This is a genomic window from Arcticibacter svalbardensis MN12-7 (assembly GCF_000403135.1).
Taxonomy (GTDB): Bacteria; Bacteroidota; Bacteroidia; order Sphingobacteriales; family Sphingobacteriaceae; genus Arcticibacter; species Arcticibacter svalbardensis.
In genome coordinates this window covers 49,483-63,625 of the sequence record NZ_AQPN01000044.1, presented here as the reverse complement: position 1 = coordinate 63,625, position 14,143 = coordinate 49,483, and the positions used below count along the sequence as shown (strand labels likewise).

At 39.7% G+C, this 14,143-nt stretch carries 12 protein-coding genes; 3 read left to right on the top strand and 9 right to left on the bottom strand.

Annotated elements, in window-relative coordinates; all coding sequences use genetic code 11:
* The 5 genes from ADIARSV_RS05555 to ADIARSV_RS05535 all read right to left on the bottom strand — a co-directional run.
* On the bottom strand, window positions 1–711 hold a 711-nt coding region (locus tag ADIARSV_RS05555; protein ID WP_040299192.1), incomplete at its 3' end, for a hypothetical protein.
* A gap of 52 nt (window positions 712–763) precedes the next feature.
* The gene (locus ADIARSV_RS05550; RefSeq protein ID WP_016194437.1) at window positions 764–1,543 is read right to left on the bottom strand and encodes an ABC transporter ATP-binding protein; all 780 of its coding nucleotides are present in this window, start codon (window positions 1,541–1,543) and stop codon (window positions 764–766) included.
* 19 nt (window positions 1,544–1,562) lie between these two features.
* A complete protein-coding gene (locus ADIARSV_RS05545) occupies window positions 1,563–3,545 on the bottom strand; it encodes a heavy metal translocating P-type ATPase (protein WP_016194436.1) in 1,983 nt (660 codons plus the stop codon).
* 120 nt (window positions 3,546–3,665) lie between these two features.
* The gene (locus tag ADIARSV_RS05540) at window positions 3,666–4,058 is read right to left on the bottom strand and encodes a (deoxy)nucleoside triphosphate pyrophosphohydrolase (protein WP_016194435.1); all 393 of its coding nucleotides are present in this window, start codon (window positions 4,056–4,058) and stop codon (window positions 3,666–3,668) included.
* Window positions 4,058–4,438, bottom strand: coding sequence for an SRPBCC domain-containing protein (locus ADIARSV_RS05535; RefSeq protein ID WP_016194434.1), 381 nt, complete (start codon window positions 4,436–4,438; stop codon window positions 4,058–4,060). The genes ADIARSV_RS05540 and ADIARSV_RS05535 overlap by 1 nt, the downstream gene beginning before the upstream one ends.
* A 300-nt stretch (window positions 4,439–4,738) precedes the next feature.
* On the opposite strand from ADIARSV_RS05535, the gene ADIARSV_RS20445 reads away from it, so the two are divergent.
* A complete protein-coding gene (locus ADIARSV_RS20445; protein ID WP_016194433.1) occupies window positions 4,739–5,728 on the top strand; it encodes a transglycosylase domain-containing protein in 990 nt (329 codons plus the stop codon).
* A complete protein-coding gene (locus ADIARSV_RS20440) occupies window positions 5,689–6,948 on the top strand; it encodes a penicillin-binding transpeptidase domain-containing protein (RefSeq protein WP_152439782.1) in 1,260 nt (419 codons plus the stop codon). The genes ADIARSV_RS20445 and ADIARSV_RS20440 overlap by 40 nt, the downstream gene beginning before the upstream one ends.
* A gap of 158 nt (window positions 6,949–7,106) precedes the next feature.
* On the opposite strand, the gene ADIARSV_RS05525 is transcribed toward ADIARSV_RS20440, so the two are convergent.
* Together ADIARSV_RS05525 and ADIARSV_RS05520 are read right to left on the bottom strand one after the other, a co-directional pair.
* Window positions 7,107–7,889: a TIGR03915 family putative DNA repair protein gene (locus ADIARSV_RS05525; RefSeq protein ID WP_016194431.1), complete on the bottom strand. Its 783-nt coding sequence runs from the start codon at window positions 7,887–7,889 to the stop codon at window positions 7,107–7,109.
* A gap of 10 nt (window positions 7,890–7,899) precedes the next feature.
* On the bottom strand, window positions 7,900–9,153 hold the full coding sequence (locus ADIARSV_RS05520; RefSeq protein WP_016194430.1) for a putative DNA modification/repair radical SAM protein: 1,254 nt from the start codon (window positions 9,151–9,153) through the stop codon (window positions 7,900–7,902).
* A 138-nt stretch (window positions 9,154–9,291) separates the two neighbouring features.
* Between ADIARSV_RS05520 and ADIARSV_RS05515 the strand changes: the two genes are divergently transcribed.
* Window positions 9,292–11,442 carry an FUSC family protein gene (locus ADIARSV_RS05515; protein WP_016194429.1) on the top strand — a complete coding sequence of 717 codons (2,151 nt, stop codon included), beginning with the start codon at window positions 9,292–9,294 and terminating at the stop codon, window positions 11,440–11,442.
* Window positions 11,443–11,701: 259 nt separating this feature from the next.
* On the opposite strand, the gene bioB is transcribed toward ADIARSV_RS05515, so the two are convergent.
* Together bioB and mgtE are read right to left on the bottom strand one after the other, a co-directional pair.
* The gene (bioB, locus tag ADIARSV_RS05510; protein ID WP_016194428.1) at window positions 11,702–12,712 is read right to left on the bottom strand and encodes a biotin synthase BioB; all 1,011 of its coding nucleotides are present in this window, start codon (window positions 12,710–12,712) and stop codon (window positions 11,702–11,704) included.
* Between the two features lie 38 nt (window positions 12,713–12,750).
* Window positions 12,751–14,100 carry a magnesium transporter gene (gene mgtE, locus ADIARSV_RS05505; RefSeq protein WP_016194427.1) on the bottom strand — a complete coding sequence of 450 codons (1,350 nt, stop codon included), beginning with the start codon at window positions 14,098–14,100 and terminating at the stop codon, window positions 12,751–12,753.
* Window positions 14,101–14,143: the final 43 nt, after the last annotated feature.

The window sequence follows — 14,143 nt, the reverse complement described above, 5'->3', positions numbered from 1 at the left end:
CAACAGTTCAAAGCCTTCCAGCATACTCATGCTCATTAATCTTGGCAGCATATAATAGGCAGCAAAGATCAGGACTGAAAAAACTATCTGAAAATAGGATATGAAGTCTTTAAACTTTTGCGGACTAGTTAGTTTTAATACAATCAGGTAAATCATGTTGACTATAAAAATGCTGAGGATAGTAGCGATAAACACCTCCAGCATAAACACCATTCCAGCAATTAAGCCTTGTAGTACAAAAGTGAGAATAAGTCCGGAAATAGAAATGGCCAGAGCCATTTTAGCGGTATGAATGCCAATATGTAGAATTCGCGAAACCGTAAAGGTGCTATCTGAAACCGGACGGGGAAGGATGATGTAGTTATCCCGCACATCAATCAGCACGCTGGTAAAATCAGAGATCAGCGTAATCGAAAGCATCACCATAAACGCGGAGAAATAAACAGTATGGCCAATATAGGGCTGCTTAACCATGATTAACATGAAAGCAAGGAACAGTCCTGTTAATGCCAAAAAGAACATCGTAACCCAACTGGAGTTATTGACTTCTTTTTTCTGCGTTTGTTTATGCTGACTATAGAACTTAGGTCGCCTGTCGTCCATTTTCATTTTCACATCAAGAATAATGCGCAGTTGCACAGGATCAACGCCAAAACGAACGAATAAAGGTTTAAATAGAAGGATAAAGTTGATGATGTATCTGTTGAACATAAATCAATAGAATAGATGCGTGAATTAAACTTTGCCTGTTACTAAGGGAATGTTACTTTAAAGCATCTAAAACATGATGCGCTTCTTTATTAGACTCTTCTTTACCGGTAAGTTTTGCAAATATGTGTTCTAAAGTTAAGTTTCCACCTTCTCTCAGTTCCTCAAATGAGCCATCGGCAATAATTTCACCGTTATTGATCAATAGAATACGATCAGAGACCTTTTCTACCACATCCATCATATGTGAACAGTAAAAGATAGTTTTACCATCCTGAGCAAGCAGGGCGATCAGTTCTTTAACCATCATAACCGCATTCGCATCCAGACCTGATAAGGGTTCGTCTAAAATAATAATTTCGGGGTTATGAATGATCCCTGAAATAAGCAGCACTTTCTGTCGCATGCCTTTAGAGAAAGTATCCATCCGTTGATCGGCATTGGTATTGATCCCAAAAGCGGTCAATAATTTCATCGCCCTTTCGGCTATATGGCTTTCCTCCATGCCGTAAAGTTTTCCTACAAAATCCAGATACTCTAAAGGAGTAAGCACTTCATAGATCTCGGCATTTTCGGGTACATACCCTATCTTCGCTTTTATGGAGATAATATCATCCTGAATATTCTTTCCGTAAAATAAAACTTCGCCTTCGTAATCATTGATCAGACCGGTCAATACTTTTACAGTAGTGGACTTTCCGGCACCATTAGGGCCGATATAGCCAATAACCTGTCCGGGATAGATCTCTAAATTAATTCCTTTTAAAACCTGTTTATCGCCATAACTCTTCTTCAGATTCCGGATGCTGATAACAGGTAATGATTTTAGTTCCATAGAATATAATTAAACCGTTTTACTTTTGCTTGTAAGCAAGTAATCTTAATCCATTAAATACCACTAATAAGGTGGAACCTTCGTGTCCCACTACCGCCGGACCAATACCAGCAACACCAACTATTGTAAGCGGTACCAATATAGCCACCATGCCTAAACTAATTACTAAATTTTGTCTGATGATGCGGTGCGATTTCCTGCTTAACCCAATAGCAAAGGGTAGATTATCGAGGTTATTGGCCATTAGCGCAACATCTGCTGTTTCGAGAGCTACATGAGAACCTGCGGCACCCATTGCGATCCCTACACTACTTTTTGCCATAGCCGGAGCGTCATTTACACCATCACCAACCATAGCCACACGTTCTTCCCTTTTAAGCAGATCTTCTATTGCTTTCAACTTTTGCTCCGGAAGTAAACCTCCCCATGCATCCTTGATCCCTATTTGTTTGGCTACAGACTCTGCGACCTGTTGATTATCACCGGTAAGCATGACCATACGTTTGATACCCAATTTCTTAAGCCTCTTTATCGTATCCATCGCTTCAACACGGGGGACATCCATTACGGATATCAAACCAATAAATATATTGTCGCGTTGAACGATGATAGTCGTATTACCTGCCTTTTCTTTTTCAGACACCAGCGAGGAGATCTCTTCAGGTATGTCGGTGAACAAGGCCCTGTTTCCTATTAAAATGGCACTTCCATTCAACTCAGCTTTTACACCATGACCATTTAATGCCTCTACGTGTTGCGCTGGACTGATCTCCTTTTTAATTCTTTCCTGTGCGCCTTTAACAATTGCAGCTGCCAAAGGATGGTCACTCATTTTTTCTACTGCAACCGCCACCTCAAGAACTGTTTCTTCGGAAATTCCATTAAGTCCGGTTACTCCCGTAAGTTTAGGTTTCCCTTCCGTAAGCGTTCCTGTTTTATCAAATGCAATGGCCGTCAATCCTCCTAACTCCTCTAATGGACCACCACCTTTAAACAGTACTCCGCCTCTTGCGCCCCTCGCTATTCCACTTAAAACAGCACTGGGTGTGGAAATGGCTAATGCACAGGGACTGGCTGCTACGAGTACAGCCATCGCCCGGTAAAAACTAGCACTAAACGGTTCCTCTACTACCAGAAAAGCACAAAGCAGTAATACGACTAATGCAATTACAGCTGGCACATAGTGGATTTGAATCTCATCGGTTAACAACTGTGTTTGAGACTTCTGCGCTTTGGTATCACTTACTAACTTGATCAGACGAGCAAGCGTAGAATCTTCAGCCAGGTTTGTTACCTCCACCTCAAGCACCTGGCTACCGTTAATTGTTCCAGCAAATACTTGATTTTCAGGTTTAACTATTTTAGGATCTTTATGAAATTGATTAAGGTCTTGTATAGAAATCTTATCTACAGGAATGCTTTCCCCGGTAATAGATGCCTGATTGACTGCACTCTGACCTTTTATTACGACCCCATCAGCAGAAATCTTGCTGTTAGGCTTAACGATTACCACGTCACCGATAACAAGCTGATTAATAGAAATCTCCACATCTTGCCCATCGCGCCTCACTAGTGCTACTTTAGGCGCAAGTTCCGCTAAGGCAGCAATAGACTTCTTCGCTTTGTCCATAGCCGAATGTTCTAAACCATGACCCAGACTAAAAAGAAAGAGAAGCAGTGCGCCTTCGGCCCATTTATCTAATGAAGCTGCACCAATTGCCGCTACAATCATCAGGAAATCAATATCAAATTTTCCTTTCAGCACACTTAAAACAGCCTCTTTTATAGCATAAAAGCCACCAAAGAAAAACGACAATAAGTAAAGAGCTAAAGAAAACCAGTGAGATACACTTGAAATGAGCGATAAAAGGAAACCAGCTGTTAATAATGAACCGGCAAGAATACTAAAGATAAGTTCAGTTTTTGAGCCAAAAACGCTTTCATGATTATGGGAACAATCATGGTTATGATTGAGGTCGTGCTGATGATGATTTGATGACATGCATGTAAATTAGAATACCTGATTCCCAAAGATATTCATAACCACTATCTTTTGGTTGTTTATCAGAAAATACTGTCATTAAGAGCATGAATTTAGCTTTTTTAATGAATATATTCGGGTTCAGGTAAGTGAACTAATGTAGTCATTTAATATGGGGATATCGGCTTCTGCCCAAGCTAAAGTTTTAAGCTGTTCACTGGTAAACCATCCGTAGGTTTCATGCTCTTTTAAGCTGATTGTTCCGGACAGCTGTTTACAAATAAAAGGGATTAGTCTAATGGATTTATTTTTATAGTGGTGGATATGAGCAGGTCCCGATTTACTAGTCTGAATCACGATATCAAGCTCTTCCTTAATTTCCCTGATTATAGATGCTTCAGCCTGTTCAAAGGGTTCCACTTTACCTCCGGGAAACTCCCATTTACCCGGTAGGTCCATACTTTTACTTCTGCGAGCCGCTAAGACTTTGCCTTGCTCATCAATTATAATCGCACAAACGACATCTATAACCATTAATCATAGTAAAATTCCTGAAGGGATTGAAAGTAGGTACCGTTCCAACCTTCCACAATATCATCATAATCTTCATCCGAAATATTCACATGTTTCAGTTCTACCGATGTACCTTGTTTATGAGGATGAAGTTTAATCGTTACGATAGAATCTTCCGTCTGATCGCCAAAGTACCATTGCTGTACGATTTTCTTATTTTCGTCGAATTCAAGGTTCTTTCCGCAGATGCTTCCTTCCCATAATGAAAATTCGGAACCGACTTCTGTAGACATAACAGCTTCCTCACCGCTCCATAAATGAATGGTGATTGGATTGGTTAATGCCAGATAAACTTCTTCAGGGGACGCAGAAACGATATAATACTTTGAAAATTCCTTCATTTTGATTTTAAACTTGGTCAAAGATACTCATATCCTATGGAGATAGAATAGCATGATGATGAAATTAAGGACAAGCTAAGGTCAGTTTACCCTTGAGGCCACAGTAGCTTCAACCTTATGTTTATCTCTATTTGGGATTAATTTGATTACTCTATTTGGCTAATAATGTGCAATTCATTTCATGGCCGATCAATCATGAATTTCCTTAATCGTTTTGTAAATCTCATATTTGTATTTATGGGGAGCATTTCATACCGTTATCTACTTAGGTTATTTGGAAAGTTTTTACTCGTTCTTATAATGGCCGGACTTATCTTCTATCTAGCCATTTTCTTGGGCGTTTTTGGAAAAATACCTTCTAAAAAAACGTTAAAGTCCCTTCAGAACAATACAGCTTCGGAGATCTATTCTTCAGACAATGTACTGATTGGTAGATACTTTATTCAGGACAGGACTAATGTTAAATATGATGCGATAGCGCCTTCGGTTATCCAGGCTCTTGTAGCAACTGAGGATTCGCGATTCTATAGCCACAATGGTGTGGATTCTCGTGGATTGTTACGGGTACTGGTTAAAACGCTGCTATTTCAGGATGCAAGCGCAGGTGGTGGAAGTACATTGAGTCAGCAACTAGCTAAAAATTTGTTTCCCCGTGAACATCATTTCTTTTTTAGCACGCCAATTAATAAAATAAAGGAAATGATTATGGCGGTACGTCTGGAGTCGGTTTACACCAAGAAGGAGATTCTGGAACTTTATTTGAACACCGTTCCTATGGGGGCTAATATTTTTGGAATTGAACGTGCATCACGTGTATTTTTTAATAAGTCTTCAGGAAAGTTAAAGATGGAAGAGGCTGCTGTGTTAATTGGCATGCTAAAGGCAAATACGTATTATAACCCTGCACGGTATCCTCAACGCGCATTTGACAGACGGAATTTAGTAATAGGACAAATGCTGAAACTAGGATATATCAGTCCGGAAACAGCGAATTGGGTTCAAAAGCAGCCTTTGATTTTGCGTTATAATATCAAACGAACAGGTCAGGGAATAGCTCCCTACTTGAGGGAATATCTGCGAAAACAACTCGTAACCTGGTGCGAAACGCATATGAATAAAGATGGCAATCCGTATGATCTATATACCGATGGTCTTCGGATCTATTCTACTATAGATTCAAGGGTTCAAATGGCGGCAGAACAAGCGGTGCGCAATCAGATGGCTCAGCTACAACGCACATTTGACCGGCATTGGAAAGGAGAAATCCCTGGGGAAACAGCACTTCGGTAATTACCTCTGCCATGCAGGCTTCCGACCGGTATAAGCGGCTTAAGGATGCAGGGAAATCTGAGTCTGAAATCGCAGCGGTATTCAATAAGAAAAGGCCAATGTCGCTTTTTGCACTGGGAGGTAATAAAAATGTAAACATTAGTCCGCTTGACTCCATTAAATACTTTCAAAAAACATTAAATACAGGTTTGATTTCCATAGAACCTGGTACTGGTGATGTAAAAGCATGGGTTGGAGGGATCAATCACCAGGTTTTCAAATATGATCATGTGCTTTCCCGGCGACAAGTAGGCTCTACCTTTAAGCCTATTTTATATGCGGCAGCAATAGAAAAAGGAATCAATCCCTGCACTTTATTTGACAATAAGCGGGTTACTTATCCTGAATTTGAGAACTGGTCACCACAAAATGCCGATGGTCAATATACAGGTCAGTATTCCATGAAAGGCGCTCTTGCTTTTTCGGTTAATACGGTTTCCGCACAACTGATTATGCAAACGGGGGTAAAAAGGACGATCGAAATGGCCAGACGTATGGGGATTACGAGTACCATTCCAGAGGTGCCATCCATATCGCTGGGCACAGCCAGCATTTCGTTAATGGAATTAGTGGGTGCTTATACAGTATTCGCAAACAGTGGTATTCTTGTTAAACCTGTGTATATCAGCACCATTAAAAATAGTTCAGGAGATGTCATTTTTAACAACAAAGCTTCTTCGGGAAAGCGAGTGCTATCTGAAGAAAATGCTTCCATTATGATTGAGTTAATGAAAGGTGTGGTGGAAGAAGGGAGTGCATCGAAGCTTAAAAGTGAATTTGGATTAAAAATGGACATTGCCGGAAAAACGGGTACGACACAAAACCAAGCTGATGGCTGGTTTGTAGGAATCACACCTAACCTGGTAACAGGAGTTTGGGTGGGTGCAGAGAATCCTTTGGTGAGCTTTAGATCCTTGCAACTAGGACAAGGAGCCCACACCGCTTTACCTATTTGGGGTACTTTTATGAACAGGTTAATAGAAAATCCGTCATTTGCGAGTTACCGAAGTAAGAAATTCAGGGTAGTGAGTGATGAAATAAAGTTGCGATTGAACTGCCCTTCATTTGTTGAAGAGATCCAGGTAGTGGAACCAGCACATAAGGAGAACTTTATTATAAAGCTGTTTAAAAAGGGCCTTAATATTTTCAAGAAGAAGAAAAAGAATAAAGAGAAAGATTAGTTTAGTAATTTTCTATATGTGATCAATAATTTTCAATCCTATCTTATTTAAGATTCATTCTAATTACGTAAATAGAACTGCCTAGTGTGTTGCATTCCTCCTCATTATCTTTTTGCTTTAAATGAGGTCAATAGAATAAGAGTAAAATTGATAACCTTTCATACCTGCTTTTCCGTCAAGTGTTTCCAGTATCGCTTCGGTACATGCCTTAAATGAAGGGCTGTATTCTTTCGGGAATCAATGGAAACATGCTTGAAATAATTCTTCCATAAAGTCTGATACTGCTCTTCGTTTTCGGCAAAGATGTTAGTATCCGTAGGTTTTTCTGGATTCTCTGCAAAGTCAAGTTGGATCTCTTCTGTGGTATGCAGGTCGTAGTAAACTCCATAACTTCGCTTGGTATCATAGATCAGCCATTTTTGATCGGCATATCTATTTTTAAAATGAGATACAATTAAGGGTAGTACGTTGAAATCAGGTTCTATAGTGGCATAGTAAATATCATCCTGAGTCAGGCGGAACCGAATAAAGGCCTTCATGCGGTGTCGCTCTCGACCCACCTTTTTAGCTACTTGAGCGATTTTAAGCACATCAGGGTTACCATACGCTTTTTCAGAGATTCCCGAAGAAAAAAGAAGGCGGGCATAACGAATAATAACCGAGGCCATTTCAGGGAGTTCGGAGAGATGACAAGAGTAAATAGAAGCCATTCCTGTAGGCGACAGTTTCTTCGAGAGGCCCTTTAGAACGCGTTCGGCATTTGCGGGGGAAGTAAATACCTCATGCGTTTTACTAAAGGCATCCGGTTGAAATAGCTCTTTTGTGGTAACTGAAATCTTTTTGAGTTTATATTCATAAACGTCGAAGATGCAGGAAAGTAAACCATACCAGGTTCCATCATAGATTAGGATGGTCATTGGATCAAACGGAGATGAAATCATTGGACCCAATTTAAAAAAGTTGCAGTTGCGCTACATTACTTTTCAAATACTTACTGCTTGATGAGGCTAAAATATACTGTTTGATCTGCATAGATGACAAATTGCGGCGTTCGAATTCTGTGCTGTTACAGGTAATGAAATATTTAGCCCGGTTTAAGGCAACACCAAGCTTTTTGAGGTTTTCCCAGTTGAGGCGCTGAAACCTTCTTGCGGATACAATCTTTTGCGCAGATTGAACGCCAATACCTGGAATCCGAAGGATCATCTGCAAGTCGGCTTTATTAATATCGATAGGAAACTGATTTGGGTTCCGTAGTGCCCAGCTTAGCTTAGGATCAATATCAAGGTCCAGATGAGGTGTTTCCGTATTTAAAAGTTCCTTTACATGGAAGCCGTAAAACCTCATCAGCCAATCTGCCTGATACAACCTGTTTTCCCGAAGCATGGGAACGGCACTGTCAAATGAGGGAAGACGGGAATCGTGACTTACCGGAACATACCCTGAGTAATACACCCTTTTAAGATTGAAGTTTTTATACAAACTATTAGCAGTATACATGATATCCTGGTCGGTTTCCTTGGTAGCACCAATAATCATCTGCGAACTTTGTCCCGCTGGAACAAACAATGGGGCTTTTTTGAACAGCTTAATTTCGTTCTTATTCTGAATGATTTCCTGCTTGATAAAATTCATTGGCTGGATCATATCCTTCCTGTCCTTATCCGGTGCTAATAATTTTAGTCCGCTCTCTGTAGGGATTTCAATATTGACACTAAGGCGGTCTGCATAAAGGCCTGCTTCTTTCATCAGTTCATCACTTGCTCCAGGGATCGTTTTTAGATGGATATAGCCATTGAATTTATGTTCGAGACGAAGCTCTTTGGCAACCCGCACCAGGCGTTCCATTGTATAATCGGCATTTTTAAAGATTCCGGAGCTCAGGAACAGTCCTTCGATATAATTACGCCTGTAAAAACTAATGGTTAGGTCCACTACTTCCTTGACTGTGAAAGCGGTGCGCTGGATATCATTACTTTTCCGGGTTACACAATAGGCACAATCATAGATACAAAAGTTAGTCAATAAGATCTTTAATAAGGATACACAGCGCCCATCGGAAGTATAGGTATGACAGATGCCATTACCAGTATTACCCAAACCTTTATTATCATTCTTTCGTTTACTTCCACTTGAGGCACAGGACACATCGTATTTCGCCGCATCCGCTAGTATCGCTAGCTTCTCTCTTATCCGTTCTGACATGTTATAAAAATACTAATTTATTTAGCATCACAAAAAAAGAATTACATTTTTATTCACACCTATTTATTAATTCTGAGTTTTTAATTTATTGACAATTGATAATTTTTATAACTTAGCTATAAGCACAGGTACTCCAATATGAAGCAAACACGTGAAATTAAAAATTTCATTTACAGTCAATATCTTGCAGATGGTCTTCGTATTACTTTTGGAGTGTTACTACCTCCTCTCCTGCTTTCGCAATCGGGACATTTAGAAGCGGGCATAGCGGTTTCTATGGGTGCAATAACTACCAGTATTCCCGACTACCCGGGGGCTGTTGTTCATAAAAGAAATGCCATGCTTTTCAGCATTTTATTTATGATGATTGTCTCGCTTTTAACCGGGCTAATTAACGACTATCCTTTATTGATCGTAGCAGAAATATTTTCACTCTGTTTCTTCTTTTCGATGTTTAACACCTTTGGCAACAGAGCAGCGTCTATCGGTACCGGTGTATTGATCATCATGATCATCAACATTGACCAGAATTTTACAGTCAAGTCTATTTTCGAATACACAGGACTTCTGGTAGTAGGTGGAATCTGGTATATGGGTCTCAGTCTGGCGGTATCTCAATTTCGGCCTTATCGGATTGCACAGCATGCTTTGGGCGATTGTATCCATCAGGTTGCCGTATATCTCAATCTGAAAGCGGTCTTTTATGAGGCTGATTTCCATTTCGATGATACCTATAAGAAACTGATTGACCAGCAGATAATTGTACATCAACAGCAGGACGTAGTAAGGGAAATTCTATTTAAGAATAGGTTAATCACGAAGTCACCATCCAATACGGCAAGACTACTGATTCTAATTTTCGTGGATGTGATTGACTTGTTTGAAAGGACCATGGCATCTCATTATGATTACCGTACGATACAAAAGAACTATGCAGCATCAGGAATTTTAAGTGAGTTCCATAAGATCCTATCCAATATCGGTAAAGAGCTGGAGAATTTGGGTTTTGATATCAATGCAAATGAAAGACCAAGGCCTACACAGGATTTCCAGGTGCAACTTGAAGATCTTAAATCTAAAATCGACTTGGTTGATAACAACTTGGTGCTTAAGAAGATCCTTGTCAATATTAGAAATATCGTCAACAGGATCAATACGATGTACGACTATTTTAGCGATAAAAAGCTGGAAAATGTGGACTTAAACGATGAAAAGGATTTAGGACGATTTGTATCTGCACAGGTTCTTGATCCGAAGCAGTTTATTGAAAACTTAAGTCTGAAGTCCGGGATCTTCAGACATGCGCTAAGGGTTGCTATCGTTGCGGTTATTGGTTACAGCGTATCCAAACTACTTCCTTTAGGCCATCATAGTTACTGGATCTTGCTTACCATTCTGGTTATCCTTAAACCGGGATTTAGCTTAACCAAGCAGCGGAATTACCAGCGGCTTATAGGTACCGTTGCAGGAGGAATTGCTGGAGCACTGATCGTTTATTATATTCATGACACGACTATTCGTTTTATGTTTTTGATGGTATTTATGATATTAGCCTATAGTTTCCAAAGGCTGAACTATGTGGTTAGCGTGTTATTTATGACACCTTACGTTTTGATCATGTTTAGTTTTATAGGATTGGGAAACCTGAGCCTGGTACAGGAACGCATATTGGACACTTTCATTGGATCTTTTATCGCACTAATTGCTAGTTATTTCCTTTTCCCATCTTGGGAGTATCCTCAATTAAAGAGCTTTATGAGGAAGTTGCTGATCGCCAATTATCAGTATTTAACTAAGGTAGCAGAGGGACTTGCCGGCAAAGAGTTAAATATCACCGAATATAAGTTGATCAGGAAAGAGTTGTATGTAAGTTCCGCCAATTTAGCATCCGCCTATCAACGCATGTTATCGGAGCCTAAGAGCAAACAGATTAAAGTAAGGGAGGCTAGTAAATTCATTGTTTTGAATCACATGTTATCTTCGTATAATGCTACATTGGTAGCAACTATGCGGAGTGATCGTCCGGTGAAGATTAATAATGGACATGTCAAGTTAATAAAACGGGCCTTGTATCAGTTATGCGAAGGGATTTCTCAACTGAAAGACAAGGAAGAGGATTTCATGGAAACGGATGTTTCTATCCAAGAGCCTACTATTCAGCCTGATGTGGAAAATAGGGATAGCAAATTGATTACGGAACAGCTTGGGTTTATTGAAAAGTCTGCGGGTGATATTCTAAAAACAACAAAACGCATTACAGAGGATCAGGCATTTTCAGAGAGAGGTTGATTTGTAAATTATATTCTATCTTTTTTTGACGACAACAGACTTATAAATCAACCTCTTATATGGTTTAAAAACGCTTATTTCAAAAATATGAAACGGTATTATTACCAAGCAATTATTTAGATCTTAACTAGTTTAAACATTTTTAATTTATACCTGATACACTAGAACTTCCTGGTAATCATTTTGTTCTGTAGGCGTTGAACCGATATGAGTACAACAGTAGTTTACGTAAATAATTTAATTGGAAACCATTTTTAATCTAAATGATTGGTGCTATAATTTCTTTTTGTTCAGTATTTGCAGGTCTTCCCTTTTTAAATGCCTCACGAGGTTTTAGTCCCAGTATTTCAAACATCTTCATGTCTTCGTTAAACTCAGGATTAGGGGTAGTCAACAATTTATCACCTGCAAAAATAGAATTGGCACCGGCCATAAAACACAATGCCTGATCAGTCATACTCATTTCATTTCTACCGGCTGACAAACGTACCACACTCTTAGGCATAATAATCCGCGCTGTTGCAATCATACGAACCATATCCCAGATAGGCACGGGCTTTTGATCTTCAAGCGGTGTGCCCTTGATTGCTACAAGTGCATTAATGGGAACAGATTCAGGATGTTTAGCCATATTGGAAAGTGTTTGAAGCATAGAGATCCGATCATTGTCTGTTTCACCTAAACCTATGATTCCACCACTGCAAACGGTAATTTTAGCCTTTCTTACGTTATCAATAGTTTTAAGACGATCGTCAAATGTACGTGTAGTGATGATGCGTTTGTAATCGTCTTCTGAAGTATCAATGTTATGATTATAAGCATAAAGCCCTGCATCGGCTAGTTTTTGAGCCTGACTTTCGGTTAACATGCCAAGGGTAGCGCATACTTCCATATCCAGTTCGTTCACGGCTTTAACCATCTCAATTACCCTGTCGAAGTCACGGTTATCACGTACTTCTCTCCAGGCGGCACCCATACATAAGCGCGATGCACCACCTTCTTTGGCTATGACTGCCGCATTAGTAACCTGGTCTACGGTAAGCATAGCATGAACCTGAACACCTGTTTGGTATCGGGCAGATTGTGGACAGTATGAGCAGTCTTCGGAACATCCTCCTGTTTTAATTGATATCAGACTACTGATTTGAACTTCAGCATAATCTTCATTCAAGCGATGTATAGTACCTGCACGGTATATTAAATCCAATAAAGGACTATGATATATGTCTGCAATTTCTTCCTTGGTCCAATCGTTTCTGATCTCAATCATAAAACAAAAGTATAATTAATTATAGAAATTAAAAGCCTTTAGAGAAGAAGTCTGGTTGCTAATCCTAATAATAATAAAAAGCCAAATACATCCGTAAACGTGGTAATGATGATCGAGGAGGCTATTGCAGGGTCAATTCCGATGCGCTTGAGCACTAGTGGAATCGACGCTCCAGCTATTCCTGCTAAAACCAGGTTACCTGTCATGGAGATAAAAATAACCAATCCCATTAATGGGTTTTTATCATAAAATATAGCAAAGAGTAATACGATTAATCCAATACATGCACCGTTAATTAATCCTACAGTAAATTCTTTTAATATAGTACGATAGGCTTGATTATCGGTCAGGTCAGTTAAAGAGATACGTCTGATAGTCACCGCAAGTGCCTGAGTAGCAGTATTACCACCCATACCAGCAATCATGGTCATATATCCGGAAAGCAATACTAGCTTACTGATTGTGGGTTCAAAATAACGAATTACAGAGGCGGCAAGAAAGGCAGTACCCAGGTTAATGACTAACCAGGGAAGGCGACTTTTAACAGCTTCTTTCCAATTACCAGAAAGCTCTTCATCTTCGGAAACCCCGGAGATCTTTAAGATATCTTCGGTGTTTTCTTCTTCCATTACGTCGATCACATCATCAAAAGTGATCCGCCCAAGAAGATGCATTTCGTCATCAACGACTGGAATACTGGTCAGATTATATTGGGAAATAAGTCTCGCTACCTCCTCCTGATCCGTATTGGCTTTCACATATACGAATTCCTCTTTTATAAGGTCATGAACAATTACGGTATTTTTTGATTTGATGATATCCTTGAGCGAAACGATTCCCTGAAGATGATTATGATCATCAACCACATTGATGGTATAGAATTCCTCCATCTCTTCAGATTGGCGGATTACCTCTTCTAATGCCTCTGTCTTTGCCAGTCTGCTATTAATCTTGAGCACCTGGGTATTCATCAGTCCCCCGGCAGTATCCTCATCATAAGTTAACAGATTACGGATATGCCTGGCATTTTCATCATCCAGATCACTCAGGATCTCATTCTGCCTGTCTTCTGAGAGCTGACTTAGAATATCAGTAGCATCATCATAATCAAGCTCTTCCATAATTTCAGAGAGCCGCTCAGGATGAAGATTCTCCAGAATACGTTCTGGATGGATCTCTGCATCCATTTCTGAAATAACTTCAGAGGCAAGCTCAGAAGGAAGCATACTGATAATACGATCACGCGATTCCTGAGACAGACTAGAAAAGAGGATGGCAATTTCTGTGGCATGATATTCCAAAAGCAAGGCCCTTAGGTCTTCATCATCACCCTCCAACGCTTGTTTCAGGCGTAGAATATCTGTTTTGTTCAGTTCAAATGATTGCATTGCCTGCTAAAATAACAAATGTATCGCTTAATGTATCCTTAAA

What these genes read in the sequence shown, in the direction of transcription:
- ADIARSV_RS05550 (WP_016194437.1), bottom strand. Translation starts at nt 1,543, where the DNA reads ATGGAACTAAAATCATTACCTGTTATCAGCATCCGGAATCTGAAGAAG.
- ADIARSV_RS05545 (WP_016194436.1), bottom strand. Translation starts at nt 3,545, where the DNA reads ATGTCATCAAATCATCATCAGCACGACCTCAATCATAACCATGATTGT.
- ADIARSV_RS05540 (WP_016194435.1), bottom strand. Translation starts at nt 4,058, where the DNA reads ATGGTTATAGATGTCGTTTGTGCGATTATAATTGATGAGCAAGGCAAA.
- ADIARSV_RS05535 (WP_016194434.1), bottom strand. Translation starts at nt 4,438, where the DNA reads ATGAAGGAATTTTCAAAGTATTATATCGTTTCTGCGTCCCCTGAAGAA.
- ADIARSV_RS20445 (WP_016194433.1), top strand. Translation starts at nt 4,739, where the DNA reads ATGGCCGGACTTATCTTCTATCTAGCCATTTTCTTGGGCGTTTTTGGA.
- ADIARSV_RS05525 (WP_016194431.1), bottom strand. Translation starts at nt 7,889, where the DNA reads ATGATTTCATCTCCGTTTGATCCAATGACCATCCTAATCTATGATGGA.
- ADIARSV_RS05520 (WP_016194430.1), bottom strand. Translation starts at nt 9,153, where the DNA reads ATGTCAGAACGGATAAGAGAGAAGCTAGCGATACTAGCGGATGCGGCG.
- ADIARSV_RS05515 (WP_016194429.1), top strand. Translation starts at nt 9,292, where the DNA reads ATGAAGCAAACACGTGAAATTAAAAATTTCATTTACAGTCAATATCTT.
- bioB (WP_016194428.1), bottom strand. Translation starts at nt 12,712, where the DNA reads ATGATTGAGATCAGAAACGATTGGACCAAGGAAGAAATTGCAGACATA.
- mgtE (WP_016194427.1), bottom strand. Translation starts at nt 14,100, where the DNA reads ATGCAATCATTTGAACTGAACAAAACAGATATTCTACGCCTGAAACAA.